The organism is Acidocella sp. (genome assembly GCF_035535915.1).
In the GTDB taxonomy this organism is placed as follows: Bacteria; Pseudomonadota; Alphaproteobacteria; order Acetobacterales; family Acetobacteraceae; genus Acidocella.
In genome coordinates this window covers 51,662-76,098 of sequence record NZ_DATLPB010000123.1, presented here as the reverse complement: position 1 = coordinate 76,098, position 24,437 = coordinate 51,662, and the positions used below count along the sequence as shown (strand labels likewise).

Here is a 24,437-nt window from a genome sequence, read left to right as displayed (position 1 = left end):
CGGTGTGAGTCGTTTTTCCCTGTAAATAATGTCTAGGCGGTGCCGGACTAGCGCGCAACCCTGCCGGACTCGCCGATCAGCTTCTGCGACAGCAGCACAGGGATCGCGGTGAACACGATGATCGCGAACACGACCACATTCACCTCCGGCAATTTCTGCCCCAGGCGGATGGCCCCGAAGATCCAGAGCGGCAGCGTGTTCTGCGCCCCGGCGGTGAACGTGGTCACGATCACCTCATCGAAGGAGAGGGCGAAGGCGAGCAGCGCCCCGGCGCCGATCGCGCTCGCCATCAGCGGCATCTGCACCCGACGGAAGGTGAGGAAGGCATCCGCGCCGAGGTCGGCCGAAGCCTCGGTCAGCGAGCGCGGCATGCGCCGCAGCCGGGCGATGACGTTGTTGTACACGATCACGACGCAAAAGGTCGCGTGCCCGGCCACGATCGTCCAATAAGAGAGATTCACGCCCCAGAAGGCGAAATACGCCGCCAGCGCCATGCCGGTGAGAATGCCGGGCAAGGCGATCGGCAGCACGGCGATGAAGCTCACCACCTCGCGGCTGGCCGATTTCATGCGCGCCACCGCCATTGCCGCCAGCGTGCCGAGCACGATGGCGAGGATGGTCGCCACCCCCGCAACCTCCACCGAGAGCAAAAGCGCGGCGCGCACTTCTTCGTCGTTCCAGGTATCGGCAAACCAATGTACGGCAAAGCCGGTGATCGGCCAGGACGGGATGGGGGCCGCCGAAAACGCATAGACGATGATGATCGCGACGGGGATGAACAGGAACGCCAATGTGGCCGCCACGGCGGCCCAGATCAGGGACCTAGAGTGCATCGAACGCCCCCAGTTTGCGGGCCAGCAGCAGAAACATCGCCATCACGCCCAGCGGCAGCACGGCATAAGCCGCGGCGAATGGAATGTTATTGGTCACGCCGACATTGGCGTACACGACATTGCCGATGAAATCCGAGCCTTCGCCGCCCACCAGCATCGGCGTCACATAATCGCCGAGGGTCAGCGAGAACGTGAAGATCGCCCCGGCCACCATGCCGGGCAGAGCCATGGGCAGAATCACGCGGCGGAAGGTGACCAGCCCGTGCGCGCCGAGATCGGCCGAGGCTTCGAGCAGGCTCGGCGGAATGCGCTCCACCGACGCCGCGACGGGGAGAATCATGAAAGGCAGCCATAGATACGAGAACACGATCCACATGGCCCAATTGCTGTAGCCGATATGCAGGCCGGGCAGCCCGATTTCCGTCAGCGCCCAGTTCAGCACGCCGTCATGCGCGAGAATCAGGCGCCATGCGTAAACACGGGCCAGATAGCTCGACCAGAGCGGCACCAGCACCGCCGCCATCAGCGCCGCGCGCAGCTTCGGGCCGGCCAGGCGCACCATCGCATAAGCCATCGGCCAGGCGAGCACGACATCGGTCAGCGTTACGGAAGCGGCGATGCCGATCGTTCGCAACCCGATCTTGGTATAGACGGGGGCCGACAAAAGCTGCTGGAAATTGGTGAAAGAGAAGCCCGGAATCAGATTGCCGCTGAGGCTGTCCACCGTCCAGAAGGCGGTGACGAGAAGCGCCCCGATCGCGGCCAGATACAAACACGCGAACCAGATGCCCGGCAGGCCGAGCAGGGCGGCATTCGCCGCCCCCTCATGCCGCCAGCCGAAGGCCGAGAGAAAACGCTGCATCCTCAGCCCTTGACGTTCTGCCATTCGCGCTGCCAGGCGGAATAGTCGAGGCAGTCATTCTTGCCGTTGTCGCACGTGGTGAGCGGGGTCTTCCAGAACTTGATGCGGTCGAAATACGAGGCCGGCGCATTGGCGTGATATTGCGCGCAGGCGCCGGGCTGCTGAGCGTCCATTTCCCGGCAGGCCAGGGTGTTGGCCGGCGTCTCGCCGAAATAGATCGCCTGCTGAGCCTGCACTTTCGGCGTCGTCACCCAGTTGATCCACTCATAGGCGCAGTTCACATGCTTGGCCTTCGCCGCGATCATCCAGGTATCGGCCCAGCCCGTCGCCCCCTCGGCGGGGATGGTGTCGGCCACCGCCACTTTCGCGGCCTGCAGCGTGTTGGTCTGGTACGGCCAGGCCGCGCCCACCACCGCGTCGCCGGAGGTGAAGAGCTGGATCTCATCCGAGGCCAGCGCCCAGTATTTCTTGATCAGCTTGGCCTGCGACTTCAGCAGCGTCACCACCGCATTCATCTGCGTCTGGTTCAGCTCATACGGGTCGGTGATGCCGAGCGTCGGCTGGGTCTTCGAGAGATACAAAGCCGCGTCCGCGATCTGGATCGGGTTGTCCGGCACGGTGATCGCGCCTTTGTATTGCGGGTTATAGATCACGGACCACGAGGTCGGCGCGCTGGGGAAAGTCTTGGTGCTGTAAAGCAGCGTGTTCGGGCCCCATTCATAGGAGACGCCGTAATGCACCCCGTGCACGGTGTTGAAAGCCGGGCTCTTCAACTGCGGAATGAAATTCTTCCAGGCCGGGATCAGCGCCATGTTGATGGGCTGCACGTTATGCCCGTAGATCAGGCGTAGCGTCGCGTCGCCGGAGGCCGAGACCACGTCGTACTGGCTGCCGCCGCCCGAGCGCATCAGCGCCACCATTTCGTCCGAGGAGCCGGCATATTTCGCGTTCACCTGACAACCCGTGGCGGCCTCGAACGGCTTCACCCAGTCATCCTGGGCGTAGCCCTCCCAGGCGACGACGTTGAGCACGCCTTCGCCCTTGCCGATCGCCTGCAACGGCTGGAGCGCCGCCGCGCCCTGCATGAACGGCAGCGAGATGGACAGGCCGAGGACGGCCCGCGCCAGGTTCTTTTTCAAAACATTTCTCATATTGCTCTCCCTTTATTTTTCGATATCTCTTGCCGCCGCACGCGGCCATGCCGCCAGCACGGCATCCCCCACGCCCAAGCGCAGGCGTTCGCCCACGGGCAGCCTATTGCTTTCCATCACCGACAGCACGGTCCCCGCGGCCAACGCCACATGATAACGCGTGACCGCGCCCAGATAGATGGCCTCGCGCACGATCCCGTTACGTGTCTCATACCCGTCGGGGGCTGTGGCGCCGGGGGCGAGGAGCGTGATTTTTTCCGGCCGCAGCAGCCTGTTCCCACCCAGCAAGTTGGAGCTGCCGACGAAATCCGCGACAAAGGCCGAAGCCGGGCGTTCATAAAGGTCGAACGCGGTGCCGATCTGCTCGATCTTTCCCTGCGAGAACACGGCGATGCGGTCGCTCATGGACAGCGCCTCATCCTGGTCATGCGTCACGTAGATGAAGGTGATGCCGGTGTCATGCTGCAGGCGCTTCAGTTCGGCCTGCATCTGATGGCGCAATTTGAGGTCCAGCGCGCCGAGCGGCTCATCGAGCAGCAGCACGCGCGGCTTGTTCACCATCGCCCGCGCCAGAGCCACGCGCTGGCGCTGGCCGCCGGAAAGCTGGGCCGGCTTGCGCCCGCCGAATTCCGCCAACCGCACGGCGGCCAGGGCCTTCTCCGCCTCGCCATGGGCGGCGGCTTTGGCCATTTTCTTGGCGCGCAGTCCGTAGGCGACATTCTCGATCAACGTGAGGTGCGGGAACAGCGCGTAATCCTGGAACACGGTGTTCACGGCGCGGGCGAAAGGCGGAAGAGCCGCCACATCCGCGCCATCCAGGAGAATCCGCCCCTGGTCCGGCCGCTCGAAGCCTGCGATCAGGCGCAACGTCGTCGTCTTGCCCGAGCCGGACGGCCCAAGCAGGGTAAAAAACTCCCCCGCATTCACGGTCAGGTCGAGCTGCGCCAGGGCGACAGCGCCGCCATAGGATTTCGCGACGCTCTCAAGCTGCACGATGGGCTGATTACCGGTAGCCAAGCCAATCCCCCTCCAATGTCTCCGATTACGCTGGCACGGTTTGGCACGATGCTGGTTGACCGTGGAACACAAGCCGCGTTGTGTTCCACGGTCAACCGCGCCGTACAGCAAAAAGCGGATAACCATGCCTCATCCGGAGGAGTGACCATGTTGAACAACCTGAAATTCTATATTGACGGTGCCTGGGTGGATCCGGTGGTGCCGAACACGATCCAAGTCATCGACCCGTCCACCGAGGAAGCTTTCACGGAAATCTCCGGCGGGTCGGCCGCCGATGTCGACAAGGCCGTGGCCGCCGCCAAGGCGGCCTTCAAGACCTTCTCAAAAACCAGCAAGCAATACCGGCTGGAGCTGCTGAAGCGGTGCCTGGAAATCTATAACCGCCGTTACGACTACATCGCCGAGGCCTGCACCCGCGAAATGGGTGCCCCCATCGGCTTCTCCAAGGAGGTCCAGGTGTTCGTCGGCCAGGGGCATTTCCAGGCGCTGATCGACAAGCTGGAAACCTTCGAATTCTTCGAAACCCGCGGGACCACCCGCGTCGTTCTGGAGCCGATCGGCGTTTGCGGCCTCATCACCCCCTGGAACTGGCCGCTGAACCAGATCGTCTGCAAGGTCGCCCCGGCGCTCGCCGCCGGTTGCACGATGGTCCTGAAGCCGTCCGAGATCGCGCCACTGAATGCGCTCATCTTCGCCGAGATCATGCATGAGGCCGGGGTGCCGAAAGGCGTGTTCAACCTGGTCAACGGCACCGGCCCGGAGGTCGGGCAAAAGCTGGCCGAGCACCGCGACATCGACATGATGTCCTTCACCGGTTCAACACGCGCCGGCATCATCGTCGCCAAGGCGGCGGCGGATACCGTGAAGCGCGTGGCACAGGAGCTGGGCGGAAAATCCGCGAACATCCTGCTTCCCGATGTCGACCTGGACGAGGCGGTGCGCAAAGGCATCGGCGCCTGCTTCATCAATTCCGGCCAGTCTTGCGACGCCGCGACCCGCATGCTGGTGCCGCGCGATCTGCACGACCAGGCCGTGGCGATCGCCGCCGACGAAGCCGCCGCCCAAGTCACCGGCGATCCCTGGGCCGAAGGCACGAATCTCGGCCCGCTGGTCAGCCAGATGCAATGGGACAAGGTGCAGCGCCTGATCAAGGCGGGCATCGACGAAGGCGCCACGCTGGCCTGCGGCGGGCTCGGCCGGCCCGCCGGGCTGAACAAGGGCTATTATGCCCAGCCGACCGTGTTCGGGAACGTGAAGCCGGGCATGACCATCGAGCGCGAGGAAATCTTCGGGCCGGTGCTCTCGATCATCCCCTATGACAGCGTGGCGCAGGCGATCGAGATCGCCAACGATACGGTCTACGGCCTCGCCGCCTATGTTCAGAGCCGGGATCTACTCCAGGCCCGCGCGGTGGCGGCCGAGATGCGCGCGGGCAGCGTGTACGTGAACTACCCGGATATCGACTTCACCGCCCCGTTCGGCGGCTACAAGCAATCCGGCAACGGGCGCGAATATGCCGATTTCGCGCTGCACGATTTCTTGGAGATCAAGGGCATCGTCGGCTACGGCAACTGAATCGTCCGCCGAAAGGAAACCGCGCCGGGGAAACCCCGGCGCGTCTCCTGACTGCCAGCCCATGGCCTGGGCGCGCAAAGCAGTTAGCTGATTTGCGAGCACAGTGCTGAGAATTTTAAAATCGAGAAAATCTGTCGCATAGGCCGAGGCGCGCCCCGAAAAACGGGCAAGCATGGCCGTGTGTCAACGACCACTCCGTTAGGGGGTGTTATTTAAGGCTGTCACGGTGCGCCTCTTGGCACGGCCATGTGCCCGGCCTGTGATGCGGCATCGTTGTGCACCGCGCATCGTTTCACCTGATTTCGACGCGAGCACGCCTCTCATGACGAGGTTTTTCCAACCTGTCGCTTTGTCAGTTTCACGTCAGCCTACCCGGCTATGTATCGCGGAGATTTAAATTGTTTCTCCGGAGTTAAAGTGCCCATCATCGATCGATGTCGTGAAATCACTCCCCTGTTCCCGGGTCAAAGCGTGGAGTTTGGGAACAATCGGAAATGTTAGCCTCAAAAATTCGTATGATCTTTGGATTGGCGCCTGTCGTTTCGCTTCTCAGTGGCTGCGCGGCACCGGGTCCGGCTGGCGTCAGCGCAACAGCCCCAAGCCGCAGTGCTGCCGTCGTCGTCACAGGTTCCATGCCGGGATATACAGATCGAGACCTGGCGCGGATGGTAAGTTCGTGCGTCGCTTCACCGACCTTATCGAGAACCACGGACAAGCAGGATCGCCCAAACTGGCAAATCCGGATTCACTTCGAAAGTGTCTACACGCCCTATGCCAACATACTGGTGACGGCCGAATTGCTTAATGGCCGCCGATTCGACGCTGTCCGGTGGAACCAAACGCGCGGCCTCGCTTCTGCGCCGCCGGTTGAAACTTGCCAGATCGTGTCTAACCTGACGCAACAACTGTGGAAAGATTCGTCAAGAAGTTCTTAGGCGAAATCAACGACAATTTCAATTCCGACGGCGCTGTACCACGGGCGTCCGCACCCGGTTGCGGGGCCGAAAATGGCCCTGCAATCCGTTGCAAACATCTATCCGGCGTTAGCCGGCACCGTTGCGCCTGCGGCGCCAATGATCTGTGTGGCGCGTGCCGAAAAAACCAGCCGCACCTCAAACCCGTCGACGCGCCCTGCGGCGGGCGACGCCAGTTCCAGCGTGCCGCCCAACTGCATCATGATCTTCTCCACGATCGCCAAGCCCAGCCCGCCGCCCGCGCCTTGCATGGTGCCCCGTTGAAATGGCTGTTTCAGCGTGAGCAGCACATCGCGAGGCACCACCTCGCTCCCGTTGCTGACTCGCAAACAATTGTGCTCATCGTCAAGACAGACCTCGATCGGCGCATCCGCGGCGCCGTAGCGCACCGCATTCTCCAGCAAGTTGCGCACAGCGATGCCCAGCATGTCGAGATCCGCCAGCACCATGAAGGATCCCTGCCCGGGCCAGCTGAGTGCCAGCCGCTTGTCGACCCCCTCCAGGCGGCGGAAATCGTCCATCAGAATGTCCAGCAGCTGCACGACGTCGACGCGCTCGCGGCTTAGCGCCAGCCCAGCCTCGGCGCGGGAAAATTGCAGCAGCTTTTCCGCCAGATTGCTGAGCGCCTTGATCTGGGCGACGATGCGCTGCGCCCGATCGGCATGGGCGGTCGAGGATAGTTGCGCCGCCAGCACCTGCATCTGCGCCTGCACCGCGGCGAGCGGGGTGCGCAATTCGTGCGCGCTGTTGGCCGCGAACTGCCGCTCATTCACCAAAGCCCGCTGCAGCCGGTCCAACAAACGGTTCACCGCGGTATGGATCGGCACCAGCTCCGAGGGCATCGGCAATTCGGGAATACAGGTCAGGTTGGAACCATCGCGCTGGCCAATCTCCCTCTGCAGACGGATCAAAGAGCGCATGCTGCGTTTCACTGCCCAGCGGATCATCAGCCAGGAAAGCGGCAGAAACAGCAGCAACGGCAACACGGCCAGGCCGATCGCCCGGCGCAATGCTTCGCTCCGGTGCATCTGCGGCTCCGCCACCTCAATGAGATAGCCGCCCGCTGCCGCCGGCTGCGTGTAGACGCGCCAGTGCCGCACGTCCCTGAATCCCCTCTGCAACACCGGCGGCGTGAACGGCACCGCGGGGGCGTTGCTCGAGCGCAGCGCGACCCACCCGTTCGGGGCCATGATCTGATAAGCCAGGGCCTTCGGATTCAGGGTCGCGACCAGTTGCTGCGCCCTGGCATCCATCACTTGCGGCGCGGACAGCGCATCCTCGGTGGCCGGCAGCAAGCGCTGCGCGACCTCGACCAGCGCATTGTCGAGCCGCTCGTTCACCTCAAACACGGTCAACATGCCGGCGGTTACACTGCCCAGCAGCCACAACACCGCCATGGCCGAAGCCAATAGCCAGATCAGCCGCGAAACCAGGCTATAACCCATGATCGTCTCAACTCCTGATCCGGTATCCGAGGCCGCGCGCAGTGCGCACGAAGTCGCGCCCGAGCTTGCGCCGGATCCGGCTGATATACACCTCGATCGCGTTGCTCTCGATCTCCTGTTCAAAGGCGTAAAGGGCGTCCTCGATCTGTTCACGCGACACGATGGCGTTGGGCCGCCGCGCCAGCACCTCCAGAACCGCCCATTCGCGCGCCGTCAACTCCACTTCGGCCCCATCCAACCGCGCCAGCCGCGCCTCGAGCTCGATTTCCACCGGCCCGAACTGCTGCGCCGTGGAGGTGGTGCCGAAATAGCGGCGCGCCACGGCATTCAGCCGGGCAATCAACTCATCGAGATCGAACGGCTTCACCAGGTAATCATCGGCCCCGGCGCTCAAGCCCGCGATCCGGTCGCTGATCTGGTCGCGCGCGGTGAGGATCACCACCGGAATGGCATCCCGCCGCGCCCGCAGGCCGCGCAAAAAATCCAGGCCCCTGCCATCCGGCAGGAGCAGGTCCAACAGCAGCGCGTCATAGGAAATGGTGCTCATCGCGGCATCGGCCAGCTTCAAGCGCTGGAACCAATCCACCGCGTGCCCCGCCTGACGCACATGCTCCTCCACGGCGGCGCCGAGGTCAGGTTCGTCCTCAACCAGCAGAATTCTCATGAGTTAAGCCTGGAATCTAAAAACATGAAACCTCGTATCCACGATCGTCCTGACGCCAAGCTGACGCTGAATGCTGGTGCGCGGGCCGGAGTCAGTTTCGCGTCAGTTAACGCCGTTATATCGCCAGTTACATATCTACCCGCCGGAGTTTGCCCATGCGTTTTTTTCTGAGGTCCGCCATGAAGCCGGCGGAGGGGGCGTTTGCGACCGCCTCGATCGGCCTGGGAGCAAAGCTATGACCCAGCGCCAACTGCTGCTCTCCGGCGGCGCGCTGATCGCCGCCGCCCTGATCGGCTTTTATGCCGGCCACGGCGCCCATGCCAAGGCTGGCACGGCCGCCGACCAGTCCGCCGACGCGGACGCCAATCCGGCGCTGCCGTCCACTTTCACCGTCTCTGCCGGCGCGCTGCCGAACATGCAGTTGCACTACGCCGATGCGGCGCTGCGCCCGCTGATCCGCGACGTGCCGGCCACCGGCATCGTCACCTATGACGCGCTGCGCCTGGCGCGCATCGTGCCGCCCGCACGCGGCCGCGTCGAGTCCATCGACGCCGTCGTCGGCGAGCAGGTGCAGGCCGGGCAGCGCCTGGCCGTGCTCGATAATTTCGAGCTCAGCGCCGCCCGCAGCACTGTCGCCAGCGCTAAAGCCGCCGTGACACAGGCACAATCGCAGCTCGCCGCTGCCACGGCTGCCCTGCGGCGCGCCGAGGACCTGGTCCGTTCCGGCGGCATGGCGCAGAGCGAGTTGGACACGCGCCGCGCCGCCGCCGCCGCCGCCGAGGCGAACCTGCGCACGCAGCAGGCCACGCTGCAGCAAGGTCAGGACCAACTGGCGCAATTGATGCCGATTGAGCCGGGCAGCGCTCCTGCCACGCCCGGCCTCCCCGATCCGCGCGATTCCGCCGGCGCGATCATCGCCCCGTTCGCCGGCGTTGTCGATTCCGTCGCCCTTTCCGCCGGGCAACTGGTCGACCCGTCCCAGCCCGCCTTCACCGTCGCCGATCTCTCCAGCGTCTGGGTGCCGCTGCAAGTGCCGGAAGATCAGATCGGCGCGGTGCATATCGGCGACCCGGTCGCCATCACCACCGACGCCTATCCCGGCCGCGTCTTCACAGGCAAGGTCTCTTATATTGCCGACAGCGTCGACCCGAACACCGGCACCATCATGGTCCGCTGCATCGTGCCGAACCAGGATGGCGCGCTGCGCGTCGACATGTTCGCAAACGGCACCATCGAATCCGCCCTCGGCCGTCAGGGCGTGCTGGTGCCATCCTCCGCGCTGCAGGACATCAATGGCCAGAAATTGGTGTTTTCGCCGGCCGGCAACGGGCGGTTCACCTGGCATGCAGTGCAGCCCGGCCTCAGCACCGGCGGCGATACGCAGATTTTAAGCGGTGTCGCTGCCGGCACGCCTGTCGTCACCGATGGCAGCTACTGGCTGAAAGCGACATTGATGCAGTCTACGATTCCTGATGAAGGGTAGGAAGGAAGTGGCCGCTTTTTTGAAAAAAAGCGGCGCAAAAAACTTTTGTTATGCTGGGCCGGCGGCGTTGAAACCAGCACGGCCCAAAGTTAGCAAAGTTTTTTTGCTACTTTTTGTTCACAAAAAGTAGCGCTTCCTTTCCTCCCTGCGCCAACCTGAAAGGTTCCTCCGTGATTACGAAGATCATTGACGCGGCGCTCGGCAACCGGGCGGTTGTGATGATGCTGGTCGCCGTGCTGATCGGCCTCGGCGTGATGAGCATGAACCTGCTGCCCTTCGATGCCGACCCCGACATCTCGCCGGTGCAGGTGCTCATCACCACCCAGGCGCCGGGCCTCGCCCCGCTGGACGTGGAACGCCAGATCACCAAGCCGGTGGAACTCGCGTTGCAGGGCCTGCCCGGCATGCAAAGCCTGCGCTCAGTGTCGCGCTACGGCGTTTCGGTGCTGTATGTCCGTTTCGCCGACGGCAGCAACATCCTCACCGACCGCGACATGATCAGCCAGCGCCTCGCCACATTGGCGCTGCCGCCCGGCACCAGCACGCCGCAAATGGGTCCGCTTTCCGACGGGCTGAGCGAAATCTATCAATTCCAGGTCGTGGGCAAAGCCCAGTCTCTGATGCAACTGCGCACGTTGCTCGACTGGCAGATCGCGCCGCAGCTCAAGCAGGTGCCCGGCGTCGTGGACGTCAATGTCAATGGCGGTGAGCTGAAAACCTATACGGTGCAGGTTTCCGACGCGGCGCTGACCCGCTTCGGCCTTTCTGTCGCCGATGTCGAATCCGCCATCACGGCCAATAACGGCGATGTCGGCGGCGCCACGCTCGACAATAATGACCAGGAGGCGATCATCCGCGGCGAAGGCCTGCTGCAGAGCCGCGCGGATATCGGCAATATCGTGCTGCGCACGTCGGCCGGCGGGGCGCCGCTTTATGTGCGCGATGTCGCGAAAGTGGTGCTGGCGCCAATGCCCCGGCTCGGCGGCGTGACCGTTGACGGTAAAGGCGAGGGCGTGATCGGCGTGGTGCTGATGGGCCTGCACCAGAACTCCCGCGTAGTGGCCGGCCGTGTCACCGCGGCGGTGGCCGCGATCAACAAAACCTTGCCACCCGGCGTGAAAATCGTGCCCTATTACATCCGCGCCAATCTGATCGACCGCGTGCTCGGCACAATCGCCCATAACCTCGCCGAAGGCGCGATCCTGGTCATCCTGATTTTGTTCCTGCTGCTGGGCAATCTGCGCGCCGGCCTCATCGTCGCCTGCGCCATCCCGCTCTCCATGCTCGCCGCCGCCATTGCCATGTATTGCGCCGGCCTCTCGGGCAATTTGATGAGCCTCGGCGCCATCGATTTCGGCCTGCTGGTCGACGGCGCTGTGGTGATGATCGAGAATGTGGTGCGCCGCCGCGCCGAGGCTCCCGACCGGCCGGCGCCGCAGGTGGTGCGCGAGGCAGCGCTCGAGGTCGCCCGCCCCGTCACCTTTGCGGTAATCATCATCACCGCCGTTTACATGCCGATCCTCAGCCTGCAGAGCCTGGAAGGCAAAATGTTCAGGCCGATGGCACTGACCGTGATTTTCGCGCTGCTCGCCTCGCTGGTGCTCAGCCTGACGCTGATGCCGGTGCTCGCCAGCTTCCTGCTCAAAGGCAAGACCGCCGATCGCGAGAGCAAAATCGTGCACGGCGCGCGGCGCCTCTACGGCCCGGCGCTGGCCAAGACCCAGGCGCATCCCGCCCTCACCATCGGCGCCGCGCTGGCTTTGCTCGTGGTCGCCATTCTCGCCGGCTCCAATCTCGGCACCGAATTCCTGCCCAGGCTGGATGAAGGCGCGCTCACCGTCACCACCACCAAACTGCCCGGCATCTCGCTGCCGGCAGCGTTGCAGACGCAGGAAATGGTCGAGCGCACGCTGATGCGCTTCCCCGAGGTACAAACCGCCGTATCGCTTGGCGGCACCTCGGAAATTCCCACCGACCCGATGGGCGTCGAACAAAGCGACACGTTCATCATCCTGAAGCCGCATTCGCAGTGGAAGACGGCGCAGACGCAGGCCGGGCTGGTCGCCGCCTATTCCGCCGCGCTGGCCGCTGACGTGCCGGGCATCACGCAGGACTGGGCACAGCCGATCGAAATGCGCATGGACGACATGCTGCAGGGCGTGCAGGCCGATGTCGCGATCATGATCCACGGCAGCGACCTGAACACGCTGCACGATACCGCCGAACAGGTGGCGCGCGTCGTCGCCGCCGTGCCGGGTGCGGCGGATGTCGAGGCCGAACAGACCATCGGCCAGCCTTATCTGCACATCGAAGTCGACCGCGCCGCGGTGGCCCGCTACGGGCTGAACGCGCGCGACGTGCTGGACGTGGTGCAGGCCCTGGGCGGCACCAATGTCGGCGAAATCGAGGACGGCGTTGGTACTTTCGACATCCGCGTCCGCTTCACGCCGGACGAGCGGGACAATATCCCCGCGCTCAGCCAACTTCGCGTTAGCAATGGCGCGGGCATTTCCGTGCCGCTCAGCGAGGTCGCGAAAATCACCTGGGCGCCTGGCCCGTCGGAGATCAGCCATGAGGACGGGCAGCGCGTGATCATGGTGCAGGCGAATGTACGCGGCCGCGCTTTGGGCAGCTTCGTGGCCGCCGCGCAACAGGCGGTGGCTACCCAGGTGCATCTGCCCCCCGGCTACAGCATTAGCTGGGCCGGCAGCTTCCAGAACATGCAGGAGGCGATGGCACGGCTCTCCCTTGTCGTGCCGGTTTCGCTCGCGGTAATTTTCGCGCTGCTCTATGTCATGTTCAACAACGCGCGGCTGGCGGCGCTGATTTTCTGCAACGTGCCGTTTGCAGCGGTCGGCGGCGTGTTTGCCCTCACCGCGCGCGGGCTACCTTTCAGCATCTCCGCGGCAATCGGCTTCATCGCGCTGTTCGGCATCGCCATCCTCAACGGCGTGGTGATGGTCAGCTATATCGAGGACCGGCGCAAATCCGGCTTAGGCGCGCATGCCGCGGCACGCGAGGCGGCCATGACAAGGCTGCGCCCCGTGCTCACCACCGCCACGGTGGCAAGCCTCGGCTTCCTGCCGATGGCGCTCTCCACCAGCTCCGGCGCCGAGGTGCAACGGCCGCTCGCCACCGTCGTCATTGGCGGGCTGATCACCGCCACGGCCCTGACCCTGCTGGTGATCCCCGCAATCTACCCCTGGTTCGCCGGACAGCGCGCGACCGCGCGCCAGCCCCTGCGCGCCCATTCCCAACACACCCAGCCGGCGGAGTGAATTTCATGCCTCGCCTTTCGATGAAGCCTCTGCTCAAACACGCGACCCTCCCGGCCCTGGTGCTGCTCACCGGCTGCGCCGTCGGGCCCAATTTCCACCAGCCTGCGGCCCCCGCCGGCGCCGGCTACACGCCGACGCGGCTCACCGGTACGCACAAAGCCGCCGGCCCGCTCGGGGCAGCGCAAACATTCGTGCCGGCGCAAGACATTCCCGGCCAGTGGTGGACGCTGTTCCACTCGCCGGACTTGAATCAGCTGATCAAACAAGCCCTGCAGGCGAACCCCTCGATCGCCGCTGCCCAGGCCGCGCTCCGGGTCTCCCAGGAAGATTTGCTGGCGCAGGATGGCAGCTTCTTCCCGCAAATCGGCGCGAGCATCGGTGCCAGCAAGAACCTGACCTCAACCGCCAGCCTCGCCCCCGTTGGCGCTTTTAACAAAGCGTTTTATTCGCTCTACACGGCGCAGCTCTCCATCTCCTATTCCCCGGATGTCTTCGGCCTGAACCGGCGCATGGTGGAATCGCTGGCCGCACAGGCCGAGAATAAGCGGGACGAGTTGGAGGCCGCCGATCTCAGCCTCAGCGCCAATGTGGTGACGGCGGCGTTCCAGGAAGCGGGCCTGCGCGCCGCGATCGCCGCGCAGCAGCAGACGATCAAAGCCGACCAGGACCTCGAGACCATCATCGCCCGGCAATATGCCGACGGCGAGGTCGCGCAATCCGTGCTATTGCAGCAGCAGACGGCGCTGGCCCAGGCGCAGCAATTGCTCCCGCCGCTGCAACGCCAGTTGGACATGCAGGAAAATGCGCTGATTGCCCTCTCCGGCGGCTATCCGAACGAAATGCTGCCGGAAACCTTCGATCTCTCCCAGTTGCACTTGCCGCAGACCCTTCCGGTCAGCCTGCCCTCGCAGTTGGTGGCGCAGCGGCCGGACATTCTGGCGGCGGCCGCGAACATGCATGCGGCGAGTGCGGAGATCGGCGTGGCCATCGCCAACCGCCTGCCGCAACTCCCGCTGACGGCGCAACTCGGCACCTCCCCTGCAGCCATCGCCAATGCCTTCACGCCCTACAACCAGTTCTATACGCTGGCCGCCGGGCTGACCGGTCCATTGTTCAATGGCGGCGCGCTGGTACACAAGCAGCGCGCCGCTGTGGCCCAGTTCGACGAGGCCGCCGCGATGTACAAGCAGACCGTGATCAACGCGTTCCAGAATGTCTCCGACACGCTGCGCGCGTTGCAGACCGATGCCGACCAGTTGCAGGCGGCGCAGACCGCGGACAATGACGCGCGGCAGAGCCTGGCGATCGCCCGTACCCAGTTCCAGGACGGCACCATCGCCTATGTCACGGTGCTGAACGCCGAGCAGATGTACCAGGCAGCGCAGCTCGCTCTGGTGCAGGCGGAAGTGATGCGCCTCACCGACACCGCGGCTCTGTTCCAGGCACTCGGCGGCGGCTGGTGGAATCGCGACGGCCCGGCCGCCGCAAACATCTAATTGCCATTCCTGTCTTCTTCCTTGAAGAAAGCTTCCAATCTATATTCGGCTTTCCTTTATAAGCATTTGCGCAATGCATGGAGAGCCGAGGATGCCGGATCCGACATACGCTGCCTACGAGGCCGCCACCCCTTACTTCGACCTGGTTCGCGGCGCGCTGGGCGGCCTCGTTGATGGCGCGCATTTCTTCGACATTGTCGCCGACGAAATCGTCTATGAAGTGCTCTACGACTTCCCCGGCTGGCCTCGCATGATCCAAGGGCGCGCCGGCCTGATGGCGCAGTTCAAGGGTTACGTCGACAACATCAGGCTTCACTCCGCTGATCAATTGATCAACCACAAGATCGACAACGGCCGGGGGGCCGTTATCGAATATGAAGTCCACGGGACCATCCTTGCGACCGGTGCGAAATACCACAATCGGTTTTGTTCGATTATCAGGGTCGAAAACCGAAAAATTGCGCATTGGCGAGACTACATGGACTCGCTCGCGGCCTGGAACGCATTGACGGCACAGAGCGAGAGGTGACGACTCCTGGCGTTTGACGTGAGTCCGGGAGAGGCGGACTCGGCGCCCCAATCGCGTCACCCGCCTCCGGCTTCCCTTTGTCGCGGCGTTGGGAAGGACAATAAGTGACCGATGTGTTAGCGTCAGCCATGCCCACTTAACGAGGAACCCATGACCCAAATGACCCGTCGCGCTTTGTTGGCCGGTTCCGCGGCCCTCGCCGCAAGCCCGGCGCTGGCGAGCGCACCGATCGTCGACACGCAAGCCCCGGGATTCTATCGCTACAAAGTCGGCGATTATGAGCTGACCCAGCTCTCGGACGGCGCGGCGACGTTCCCGATGCCCGACAATTTCGTCACCAATGTCAGCGAGGACCGCGCGATCGCCGAGGCGGCGCGGTTATATCTGGCCCCACGCGGCGAGGTCACCGTGCCGTTCAATCCGGTGCTGATCAATACCGGCAACAAGCTGATCCTCATTGACACCGGCTATGGCCCGAATGTCAGCCCGTTCGTCGGCCATCTGCCCGCAAGCCTCGCGGCGGCGGGGATGTCGCCCGAGCAAATCGACACGGTGATCATCTCCCACATCCACCCCGACCACACCAACGGCCTGCACACCAAGGAGGGCGCTTTGGCGTTCCCGAACGCCGAGATCCTCATGCCGGAGAAGGATTGGGCCTTCTGGATGAGCGCAGAGAACGCCGCGAAGGCCGACGACCCGGTCTCCAAAGCCTATTTCGCCAACGCGCGGAAGACGCTGACGGACCTGGTCGACCATGTCGGCACCTATGGCTGGGACAAGGAGGTCGCCCCGGGTGTGATGTCGATCGCAACTCCGGGCCACACGCCAGGGCACACGTCATTCGCCGTGGCATCGGGCAAGGACCGCATCTTCGTGCAGTCAGACGTCACCAACATCCCCGCCTTCTTCCTGCGCCACCCCGATTGGCACGTGATGTACGACCACGACCCCGAATTGGCGCAGCGCACGCGCCACCGCTTCTATGATATGGCGGCGGTCGAGAAGGCGCTGGTGGTGGGCTACCATTTTCCGTTCCCCAGCCTTGGCCATGTGGAGAAGAATAACACGGGCTACCGGCTCGTGCCGGCGAACTGGAGCACGACGGTTTAACCGCCGCCGGTTAAACATACGCGAGACGCGCGCCGGACGTTCCGGGCAGACACCATAGTGGGCTCTCGCTTGGGTATGGCGCTAACGCTCCCGCTCCTGCCCCACAACAAGGTCTCGCCGCCGGCAGCATAACTCTGCCCGCCGCCCTGGAATGTTGCGGACCAAATCCCCAAATGGCGCTTCGGTTCGACCAGAATCCTTGAACGCTCTTCCAGGGGAGACGTGCCATGCCTGAGGTATCGGCGCGCGTATGGAACAAGCGAAGGTTGCGGCGATGGTTGGCATTTGGCGCGCCGCTGGCTTCAGCCGCTTCGCTCTTCGGCTGTTCAACTTTGTCCCGCGGCTTCCTCGCGCCCGCCGGGCCGATCGCCGCTGCGGAACGCCATGAATTGTTCGTGGTCAGTGCCATCATGCTCCTGGTGATCGGGCCGGTGTTCCTGCTGACACCGCTGATCGCCTGGCGTTATCGGCTGTCGAACACCAAGAGCACGTATCGGCCCCAATGGGGATTTTCCTGGATTCTTGAGGGGTTGATCTGGATCCCCCCCACCATCATCGTCATCGTTCTCGCGGTCTTCCTGTGGGAAAACAGCGAACAGCTCGATCCCTACCGGCCGCTTTCCTCACCGTTCCAACCCCTGCAGATCCAGGCCGTCTCCTTGGATTGGAAGTGGCTGTTCATCTATCCGGACCAGCACATCGCCATCGTCGACCAATTGATCCTGCCGGTCGGCCGCCCCGTGCATTTCAGCCTCACCAGCGGCACGGTGATGCAGTCCCTCCTGTTGCCAAGATTGGCCGGACAGATCTTTACCATGGCGGGGATGACGACGCAGCTCAACATCGCCGTGTCTGCGCCCGGGACCTATTGGGGGGAGAACGCGCAATTCAACGGAACGGGCTTCCAAAAGCAGAAATTCCGGATCATTGGCGTGAGCCCAGAAGATTTCCGCCAATGGGTGACAACTCTGCAAAAGAAACCGAATCTTTTGGATAACAAAGCTTACCAGATCCTGTCGCGCCAATCGCTTTTGCCGCATCCAATCATTTTCGGAAACGTCCAGCCCAATTTGTTTTCCGAAATCGTCAATCAGGCAATCACACCCGGCTATGTCCTTCAGCATGAGGGCACCAGTTCGCATGAATAATGCAATGGGTTTCTGGCACATCCTGTTCGGACGGCTGACCTGGGAGTCGCTGCCCTTTGTCAAGGCTTGGCTCGACCCGACGGTCAGCGAAATCATCGCCGCCGGCGCGGGGGGGATCGTTGTGCTCGGCGCGATCGCAACCTTCGGGCTGATCACTCTTTTCGGCAAATGGCGTTATATTTGGACGGAATGGATGACGAGCCTCGATCATAAAAAGATCGGGATCATGTACATGATCCTGGCCGTCATCATGCTGAGCCGCGCGCTCATCGAAGCGGTGCTGATGCGGGTACAGCAGGCGGTTGCCATCAACAACCCGGGCCTGCTCTCGCCCGACCATTTTGGGCAGCTGTTTACGACCCACGGCACGATCATGATCTTCTTTGTCGGCATGCCGCTGCTCACGGGCCTCATCAACTTCGCGATGCCGCTGCAGATCGGCGCGCGCGACGTCGCCTTCCCGTACATGAACTCGATCAGCCTCTGGATGACCGTCGGCGGCGGCATCCTCTTAATGGCCTCTCTGGTCTTCGGAGAATTCTCGACGGGCGGCTGGAGCGGCTATCCCCCCTATACGGAGCTTGCCTTCAATGGCGGCGTCGGCCCGGATTATTGGATCTGGGCGGTCACGCTCAGTTCGCTCGGCGCGATGATGACAGGCATCAACTTTGCCGTGACGGTCTATAAACTCCGGTCCCCGGGCATGCGGTGGATGCGCCTGCCGCTATTTACCTGGACCGCATTCTGTACCGCAATTCTCATGATTTTCGCGGTGCCGCCTCTGACAATTGCGACTCTACTCCTGGCCGCAGACCGATATCTTGGGATGCATTTTTTCACGAATGCGCTCGGCGGTAATATGATGAACTTCGTCAATTTGTTCTGGCTCTTCGGCCACCCCGAAGTGTACATCCTGATCCTTCCCGCCTTCGGCATATTTTCCGAGGTCGTGTCGACCTTCTCGGCCAAGGTGCTGTACGGGTATACATCGCTGGTGATCGCCACCATGGCGATCGCCCTCCTCTCCTTCACGGTCTGGCTGCACCATTTCTTCACCATGGGGCAAAGCGCGCCCGTTAACGCGGTCTTCGGCATCGCGACAATGGCGATCGGCATTCCCACCGGCGTCAAGATCTATAATTGGATTTGGACAATGTTCCGGGGCGAGGTGCGGTTTACCACGCCGATGCTCTTTTCGCTCGCCTTCATGGTCACTTTCGTAATCGGCGGGATGAGCGGCATCATCCTGGCCACGCCGCCGGTCGATTTCATGGTGCATAATACGCTTTTCCTCGTTGCGCATTTCCACAACATGTTGATTCCGGGGATGTTGTACGGGATGATCGCCGGATATTATTATTGGTTTCCAAAGGCATTTGGTTTTCGGCTGTCGGAGACCTGGGGGCGCATCGCCTTCGTCTGCTGGGTTGTCGGCTTCTACCTTGCGTTCACGCCACTTTATGTGCTCGGCTTGGCAGGGGCACCGCGCCGCACGCAGGAATTTTTCGACCCGTCGTTCCGGCCGTGGCTGATCATCGCGCTTCTCGGCGCTCTCCTGATCGCCGCCGGTCTGGCGGCCCTTTTCATCCAACTCTGGGTCAGCATCAAGCAGCGCGACACCACCCGCGTTCCGGTCGGCGACCCGTGGGACGCGCGGGGGCTCGAATGGTCCATTCCCGCGCCGCCGCCCGACTATAATTTCGCGGTCCTGCCCCAGGTCGGCCGCCGTGACGCGTTTTATTGGCGCAAGCAGAACAATGGCGCCTACAAGCCCGCCGACCATTACCGTGACATAGAGGTGCCGAAGAACAGCATGTGCGGCGTACTGGTTGGCCTTGCCGCCGCAGCGTGCTTCTTCGGCCTGGTCTGGCATATCTGGTGGCTGGCTTTTTGCGGCTCCGCTCTGACCATCGGGACGATCATCACGCGCAGCTTCATGCGGGACGTGGTCCGGACCATCCCCGCCGCCGAGGTGGAGGCCCTTGACCGGCGCTGGCTCGAGACAGCCGCGGCCGCCCTGCCCGTGCCACGGCAGCTGGAATTGACGCCTGAGAATGAAGGGCTCGCCAGATGTCAGCCGAAATAACCGACCCGGAACTGCTGCAGGCGGGCCTGAACGTTGCCGCCGAACCGCGCGAGGTCCGTGAGCATGCCGAAAGCGACGTGCTCGGCTTCTGGGTTTTCCTGATGAGCGATGCCGTGATCTTCGCATTGCTCTTCTCGATCTACGGCACGATGGGCAATGCAACCGCCGGCGGACCGGTCCCTCAACATGAGTTCAAATTCCATTCGGCCTTTTGGGAAACGGCGCTGCTCCTCACCAGCAGCTTCTCCTATGGCATGGTGTCGCTCTCCTTGAAGCATACGCGCCACCGCATCTGGCCCGCCTTGTGGCTGGGCGTGACGTTCTGCCTTGGCGCCGGCTTCCTGATCATGGAAGTCCGCGATTTTTTGACCCTGTTCCATGACGGTGCAACCCCGGAGCGAAGCGGCTATTTCTCATCCTTCTTCGTCCTGGTCGGAACACACGGGTGCCATGTGTTCAGCGGCCTGATCTGGATCGTGCTGATGGGCATTCAGATCGCTATGTTCGGTCTAGACCAGCGCACCCGGCTTAATCTCATCCGCCTCGGATTATTCTGGCATTTTCTCGATATCATTTGGGTCGTGATCTTCTCGGTCGTCTATCTCGGGGCCCTCATCAAATGAAAATATCCTCACCCCTGACGCGCGATTTCGCGCCCTACTTCATCGGCTACCTGCTCGCCATCGTTCTAACGGGCTGTGCTTTTTCCTGTGTCTATTTCCGCCTTCTGCCGCCGGGTCTGACCTTCACGATCGTCCTGGGCCTCGCTCTCATTCAGGTCATCGTTCATATGCTCTGCTTCCTGCACGTCTCGCTGCAACGCTCGGCACGGGCCAATTTGCAACTGCTCATTTTCTCCGCGGTGATCATCATGCTGATGGTCGGCGGTACCCTGGTGATTCTGTTCAATGAGCGTGCGCGTATGATGTGATATCCGCGCGGGCGAGGGACGATTTTATCCACCGTCCAGCCCCGCCATAATTTTATCCAAGGTCAGCGGATAATCGCGGATGCGCACGCCGCAGGCATTATAGACGGCGTTGGCCACCGCCGCACCGGCGCCGGAAATGCCGAGTTCGCCCACGCCCTTGGCCTTGAGCGGATTCGCTTTATCGTCGAGTTCCGGCAAATAGACGGCGTCAATGTCCGGCACGTCGGCATGCACGGGTACATGATATTCCGCCAGATCATGGTTGACGAAGTAACCGTAGCGCGTATCGACGACGAGATCCTCGGTCAATGCTGCACCGATCCCGAACACCATGCCGCCGATCGCCTGGCTGCGCGCGGTTTTCGCGTTGAGGATTCGGCCTGCCGCGAACACGCCGAGCATGCGGCGGACCCGGGTCTCGCCGGTGTCGGCGTCCACGGCCACCTCGCAGAAATGCGCCCCGTATCCGGCTTGAGTATAAGCCTTCTCGGTTTTTCCGGGCTTTATCTCGCCTGTGGCGGACAGGCCTGAGGCGCCCACCAGGTCAGCCAGGCTCTTTGAGCGATTGCCGCTGCGGATCAATCCCTCCTCGAAGCGTGCATCCGCCCCCATGCCGGCCAGCGCTGCCAGTTTCTGGCGCAAGGCTTCACAAGCATAATACACGGACGACCCGCTGCTGGCCGCGCCCCAGGAGCCTCCCGACCCCGGCCCTGCAGGGAAATCCGTGTCGCCGAGTTGAATGTCGATCTGCTCCGGGTTCAGGCCGAGCATTTCGGCTGCGATTTGCGTGAGGATCGTATAGGTGCCGGTGCCGATATCGGTCATCGAGCTCTTCACCACGAGCCGCCCCTCTGGGGTGAGCATGATTTCGCTTTTCGCCGGCATCAGCAAATTGCCGCGCGCCGCCGCCGCCATGCCATGGCCGATCAGCAGCCGGCCCTCGCGGCGCTGGCCGGGCTTCTTGTTGCGTTTCTCCCACCCGAACAAGGCCGCCCCGTGGCGCAGGCACTCGGCCAGCTTGCGGGCGGAAAACGGCGTGTCGTCCTCCGGATTTTGCGCCGGCTCGTTGATAATGCGCAGCTCCACCGGGTCCGTCCCAAGCTTCTCCGCCAGCTCATCCATCGCACATTCCAGCGCCAGCATGCCCACGGCCTCGCCGGGCGCCCGCATGGAAGCGCTTTCCGGCAAATCCAACTCCACCATGTGGTGCGTGGTCCGCCGATGGGCGCCGCCATAAAGGAACGTGGTCGCCAGCGCCACCGGCTCGAAAAAATGATGTCCCGGCAGGTTGGCCACCACATTCTCATGCGCGATCGCGAGCAGTTTTCCATCCTTCCGGGCGCCGAGGCGGACCCGCTGGATCGTCGGGCTGCGATGCGTGGTATGATTGAATATCTGCGACCGCGTGAGCTCGATCTTCACCGGTCGGCGCAGCGCCTGCGCTGCCAGCGCCGCCAGGATCGCGTCCCCAAACACATGCAGTTTCGAGCCGAACCCGCCGCCGATATAATGCGCGACGACACGGACATTTTCCGGCGCGATCTGCAGCGTCGCGGCGATGGTGTTCTGCGTCCAGTTCGCCATTTGCGTTGCGGTGTACACCGTCAGCCGATCGTCCTCCCATACTGCCAGAGTCGCTTGCGGCTCCATCATGGCATGGCTCTGATTGGGCGTGGTGTAAGTGACATCGAGCTGCACCGGGGCGGTTGGAAAATGCGCCTCGAAATCTCCCGCCTGGGTCTCAGGTTTGAACATGCCTTCCGGCGGAACAATGCCCGTGCCTTTCAGGGCAGAGAAATTATAGGCGCCGTCGGCAGTTTCATATTGGATGGCGATGGCCAGCGCCGCCGCCCGCGCTTGCTCGAAACTTTCCGCGACGACCAGCGCGACGGCTTCACCGTTATGCATGACATCCATGCTGTGCAGTTGCGGCACAGTATTGGGCATCGTCGGATCGGCCTGTTTCGGCGCGTTCTTCCAGGTCCAGACCAGCAGCACGCCCGGCATCGCCTCGGCTGAAGCGGTTTCGATAAACGCCGCTTTGCCTTTGCCGCTACCGGCGGTGACGATGAAGCCGTAAGCGGTCCGGTCGCCGACATGATGCTCGTAGGCATAAGTGGCTTTGCCGTGGACCTTGAGCGGGCCATCCACACGGTCCAGCGGCTTGCCGACGAGGCGCTCCTGGTCGATCAATGTTTGAGCGATGGGGGTGTCATATTCCATGGTGCGTTCTTTCCCAACCAAGCAAGGAAGCGGCATAAAAACCGTTGTTTACGCCGAGCCTGAGACGGCGAAACCGGCACGGGCCAAAGTGACCGAAGTCCCTTCCCTATCCTTTGATATCGCGCAGCACCGCTCTGATGACCCGGCGCGCAAGCGGAATTTTGAAATCATTGGCACCGTAGCCAGCCGCGCCCTGCAGCACATGATCGGCAATCGCGTCCGGATCCGTCTGTTGGTCGGCTGCTTCAACGCGCCAGGGCTTGGGTGCCAGCCCGCCAAAGGCCATGCGCGACCGGCCGGATTGATCGATAATGGCCGCCACAGAAACCAGCGCAAAGGCATAGGAGGCCCGATCGCGGACCTTGCGATAGATTTGCCGCCCCGGAGGGGGAGGCGGCAATGTAACGGAGGTAATCAGTTCGTCCCGCGCCAGCACCGTCTCCTGGTCCGGCGTATCGCCGGGCAATTTGTGCAGCGTGGCGATGGGAATCGTCCGCGTGCTGCCGTCTGCCTTTACGGTTTCCACGGTCGCATCCAAAAGCCGCATCGCCACCGCCATATCCGACGGATGCGTCGCGATACAGTGCTCGCTGGCGCCCAATATCGCATGGATGCGGTTGAAGCCGCCCAGCGCCGCACAGCCGGACCCCGGGCTGCGCTTGTTGCAGGGTTTTGTCGTATCGTAAAAATAATAGCATCGCGTGCGTTGCAGCAAATTTCCACCCGTCGTTGCCTTGTTGCGCAGCTGCGCGGAGGCGCCGGACAGAAGCGCACGGCTCAGCGCCTCGTATCTTGTCCGGACGCGCAAATCCGTTGCGAGGGCGGCGTTGCGTACCATTGCACCGATTTTCAATCCTCCTTCCGGCGTCTCCTCGATTTTATCGAGGCCGATCCGATTGATATCCACCAGTTGCTCCGGCATCTCCACCTGCAATTTCATCAGATCCAGGAGGTTGGTGCCTCCGGCGATGAATTTTGTCGTCTTGCCATCGGCTGCGGCATTGGTTGCCTGCGCGCTGTCGCGGGCGCGGGTGTAAATGAACGCTTTCACGGCACGGCTCCCGCGGCCTGCATGATGGCGCGCACGATGTTGGGATAGGCCGCGCAACGGCAGATATTGCCACTCATCCGTTCGCGAACTTCCGCGTCGGTGATCTGGATGGTCTCTTCGCCGAGCAATTTCGTGACGTGGCTCGGAACGCCGCGCCTGATCTCATCGAGCATGCCGGCTGCCGAGCAAATCTGCCCGGGGGTACAATAGCCGCATTGAAATCCGTCATGCTCGATAAACGCGTCCTGTAACGCGGCAATGATGGCGCTGTCCTCCGTCTCGATCGTGGCGATGTCATCCCCCTCATGCATCACCGCCAGGCTGAGGCAGGAATTGATGCGTTGCCCGTTCACCAAAACCGTGCAGGCGCCGCACTGGCCATGATCGCATCCCTTCTTCACACCGGTGAGGCGCAGATGCTCACGCAGCGCGTCGAGCAACGTCGTCCGCGGGTCGAGATCGAGCTCCGGGTGCTGCCCATTCGCGGAAAAACGAACCTTGATGATTTGTTCCATTGGCCTGTCTCGCTCTTGAGGTCGCTGTGGCTTTTAAGCTGCGGATTTCATCCCTTGAGAAGG

19 protein-coding genes are annotated in these 24,437 nt (G+C 62.8%); 10 read left to right on the top strand and 9 right to left on the bottom strand.

The window, feature by feature from the left end:
• Positions 1–47 precede the first annotated feature (47 nt).
• The 4 genes from VNC39_RS16670 to VNC39_RS16655 are packed head-to-tail and all read right to left on the bottom strand — an operon-like array spanning position 48 to position 3,863.
• Positions 48–833 carry an ABC transporter permease gene (locus tag VNC39_RS16670; RefSeq protein ID WP_325400779.1) on the bottom strand — a complete coding sequence of 262 codons (786 nt, stop codon included), beginning with the start codon at positions 831–833 and terminating at the stop codon, positions 48–50.
• The gene (locus VNC39_RS16665) at positions 823–1,719 is read right to left on the bottom strand and encodes an ABC transporter permease (RefSeq protein ID WP_325400778.1); all 897 of its coding nucleotides are present in this window, start codon (positions 1,717–1,719) and stop codon (positions 823–825) included. Before VNC39_RS16665 ends, VNC39_RS16670 begins: the two co-directional genes overlap by 11 nt.
• A complete protein-coding gene (locus VNC39_RS16660) occupies positions 1,698–2,846 on the bottom strand; it encodes an ABC transporter substrate-binding protein (protein ID WP_325400777.1) in 1,149 nt (382 codons plus the stop codon). The genes VNC39_RS16665 and VNC39_RS16660 overlap by 22 nt, the downstream gene beginning before the upstream one ends.
• 12 nt (positions 2,847–2,858) lie before the next feature.
• Positions 2,859–3,863 (bottom strand): ABC transporter ATP-binding protein, encoded by a 1,005-nt coding sequence (locus tag VNC39_RS16655; protein WP_325400776.1) that lies wholly within the window; start codon positions 3,861–3,863, stop codon positions 2,859–2,861.
• Positions 3,864–4,010: 147 nt separating this feature from the next.
• On the opposite strand from VNC39_RS16655, the gene VNC39_RS16650 reads away from it, so the two are divergent.
• Positions 4,011–5,438 (top strand): aldehyde dehydrogenase family protein, encoded by a 1,428-nt coding sequence (locus VNC39_RS16650; protein ID WP_325400775.1) that lies wholly within the window; start codon positions 4,011–4,013, stop codon positions 5,436–5,438.
• A gap of 1,033 nt (positions 5,439–6,471) precedes the next feature.
• On the opposite strand, the gene VNC39_RS16645 is transcribed toward VNC39_RS16650, so the two are convergent.
• Both VNC39_RS16645 and VNC39_RS16640 read right to left on the bottom strand, forming a co-directional pair.
• Positions 6,472–7,857 carry an ATP-binding protein gene (locus tag VNC39_RS16645; RefSeq protein WP_325400774.1) on the bottom strand — a complete coding sequence of 462 codons (1,386 nt, stop codon included), beginning with the start codon at positions 7,855–7,857 and terminating at the stop codon, positions 6,472–6,474.
• Between the two features lie 7 nt (positions 7,858–7,864).
• Positions 7,865–8,521 (bottom strand): response regulator transcription factor, encoded by a 657-nt coding sequence (locus VNC39_RS16640; RefSeq protein ID WP_325400773.1) that lies wholly within the window; start codon positions 8,519–8,521, stop codon positions 7,865–7,867.
• A gap of 235 nt (positions 8,522–8,756) precedes the next feature.
• Here VNC39_RS16640 and VNC39_RS16635 point away from each other — a divergent pair, with 235 nt between their 5' ends.
• The 9 genes from VNC39_RS16635 (at position 8,757) to VNC39_RS16595 (ending at position 20,585) form a co-directional block, all read left to right on the top strand.
• Entirely contained in the window at positions 8,757–10,004 is a 1,248-nt protein-coding gene (locus VNC39_RS16635) for an efflux RND transporter periplasmic adaptor subunit (protein ID WP_325400772.1), read from the top strand.
• Positions 10,005–10,174: 170 nt separating this feature from the next.
• On the top strand, positions 10,175–13,282 hold the full coding sequence (locus VNC39_RS16630; RefSeq protein ID WP_325400771.1) for an efflux RND transporter permease subunit: 3,108 nt from the start codon (positions 10,175–10,177) through the stop codon (positions 13,280–13,282).
• 5 nt (positions 13,283–13,287) lie between these two features.
• A complete protein-coding gene (locus VNC39_RS16625; protein ID WP_325400770.1) occupies positions 13,288–14,778 on the top strand; it encodes an efflux transporter outer membrane subunit in 1,491 nt (496 codons plus the stop codon).
• Between the two features lie 91 nt (positions 14,779–14,869).
• A complete protein-coding gene (locus VNC39_RS16620) occupies positions 14,870–15,307 on the top strand; it encodes a nuclear transport factor 2 family protein (RefSeq protein WP_325400769.1) in 438 nt (145 codons plus the stop codon).
• Between the two features lie 150 nt (positions 15,308–15,457).
• A complete protein-coding gene (locus VNC39_RS16615) occupies positions 15,458–16,420 on the top strand; it encodes an MBL fold metallo-hydrolase (RefSeq protein ID WP_325400768.1) in 963 nt (320 codons plus the stop codon).
• Between the two features lie 227 nt (positions 16,421–16,647).
• Positions 16,648–17,568 carry a cytochrome ubiquinol oxidase subunit II gene (locus tag VNC39_RS16610; RefSeq protein WP_325400767.1) on the top strand — a complete coding sequence of 307 codons (921 nt, stop codon included), beginning with the start codon at positions 16,648–16,650 and terminating at the stop codon, positions 17,566–17,568.
• 22 nt (positions 17,569–17,590) lie between these two features.
• Positions 17,591–19,654, top strand: coding sequence for a cbb3-type cytochrome c oxidase subunit I (locus tag VNC39_RS16605; RefSeq protein WP_413788799.1), 2,064 nt, complete (start codon positions 17,591–17,593; stop codon positions 19,652–19,654).
• A complete protein-coding gene (locus VNC39_RS16600) occupies positions 19,639–20,277 on the top strand; it encodes a cytochrome c oxidase subunit 3 (RefSeq protein WP_325400765.1) in 639 nt (212 codons plus the stop codon). The genes VNC39_RS16605 and VNC39_RS16600 overlap by 16 nt, the downstream gene beginning before the upstream one ends.
• Positions 20,274–20,585: a cytochrome o ubiquinol oxidase subunit IV gene (locus VNC39_RS16595; protein WP_325400764.1), complete on the top strand. Its 312-nt coding sequence runs from the start codon at positions 20,274–20,276 to the stop codon at positions 20,583–20,585. Before VNC39_RS16600 ends, VNC39_RS16595 begins: the two co-directional genes overlap by 4 nt.
• A 24-nt stretch (positions 20,586–20,609) precedes the next feature.
• Here the strand turns inward: VNC39_RS16595 and VNC39_RS16590 are convergent, their stop codons facing one another.
• From VNC39_RS16590 to VNC39_RS16580, 3 genes are all read right to left on the bottom strand, one after another.
• Positions 20,610–22,808 carry a xanthine dehydrogenase family protein molybdopterin-binding subunit gene (locus tag VNC39_RS16590; RefSeq protein WP_325400763.1) on the bottom strand — a complete coding sequence of 733 codons (2,199 nt, stop codon included), beginning with the start codon at positions 22,806–22,808 and terminating at the stop codon, positions 20,610–20,612.
• A gap of 106 nt (positions 22,809–22,914) precedes the next feature.
• Positions 22,915–23,859 carry an FAD binding domain-containing protein gene (locus VNC39_RS16585; protein ID WP_325400762.1) on the bottom strand — a complete coding sequence of 315 codons (945 nt, stop codon included), beginning with the start codon at positions 23,857–23,859 and terminating at the stop codon, positions 22,915–22,917.
• Complete coding sequence (locus VNC39_RS16580; protein ID WP_325400761.1) at positions 23,856–24,374, bottom strand: 2Fe-2S iron-sulfur cluster-binding protein; 519 nt, start codon at positions 24,372–24,374, stop codon at positions 23,856–23,858. The genes VNC39_RS16585 and VNC39_RS16580 overlap by 4 nt, the downstream gene beginning before the upstream one ends.
• Positions 24,375–24,437 lie beyond the last annotated feature (63 nt).

Coding starts and splice junctions, on each gene's coding strand:
- VNC39_RS16670 (WP_325400779.1), bottom strand. CDS start 833: ATGCACTCTAGGTCCCTGATCTGGGCCGCCGTGGCGGCCACATTGGCG.
- VNC39_RS16665 (WP_325400778.1), bottom strand. CDS start 1,719: ATGGCAGAACGTCAAGGGCTGAGGATGCAGCGTTTTCTCTCGGCCTTC.
- VNC39_RS16660 (WP_325400777.1), bottom strand. CDS start 2,846: ATGAGAAATGTTTTGAAAAAGAACCTGGCGCGGGCCGTCCTCGGCCTG.
- VNC39_RS16650 (WP_325400775.1), top strand. CDS start 4,011: ATGTTGAACAACCTGAAATTCTATATTGACGGTGCCTGGGTGGATCCG.
- VNC39_RS16645 (WP_325400774.1), bottom strand. CDS start 7,857: ATGGGTTATAGCCTGGTTTCGCGGCTGATCTGGCTATTGGCTTCGGCC.
- VNC39_RS16640 (WP_325400773.1), bottom strand. CDS start 8,521: ATGAGAATTCTGCTGGTTGAGGACGAACCTGACCTCGGCGCCGCCGTG.
- VNC39_RS16635 (WP_325400772.1), top strand. CDS start 8,757: ATGACCCAGCGCCAACTGCTGCTCTCCGGCGGCGCGCTGATCGCCGCC.
- VNC39_RS16625 (WP_325400770.1), top strand. CDS start 13,288: ATGCCTCGCCTTTCGATGAAGCCTCTGCTCAAACACGCGACCCTCCCG.
- VNC39_RS16620 (WP_325400769.1), top strand. CDS start 14,870: ATGCCGGATCCGACATACGCTGCCTACGAGGCCGCCACCCCTTACTTC.
- VNC39_RS16615 (WP_325400768.1), top strand. CDS start 15,458: ATGACCCAAATGACCCGTCGCGCTTTGTTGGCCGGTTCCGCGGCCCTC.
- VNC39_RS16610 (WP_325400767.1), top strand. CDS start 16,648: ATGCCTGAGGTATCGGCGCGCGTATGGAACAAGCGAAGGTTGCGGCGA.
- VNC39_RS16600 (WP_325400765.1), top strand. CDS start 19,639: ATGTCAGCCGAAATAACCGACCCGGAACTGCTGCAGGCGGGCCTGAAC.
- VNC39_RS16595 (WP_325400764.1), top strand. CDS start 20,274: ATGAAAATATCCTCACCCCTGACGCGCGATTTCGCGCCCTACTTCATC.
- VNC39_RS16590 (WP_325400763.1), bottom strand. CDS start 22,808: ATGGAATATGACACCCCCATCGCTCAAACATTGATCGACCAGGAGCGC.
- VNC39_RS16580 (WP_325400761.1), bottom strand. CDS start 24,374: ATGGAACAAATCATCAAGGTTCGTTTTTCCGCGAATGGGCAGCACCCG.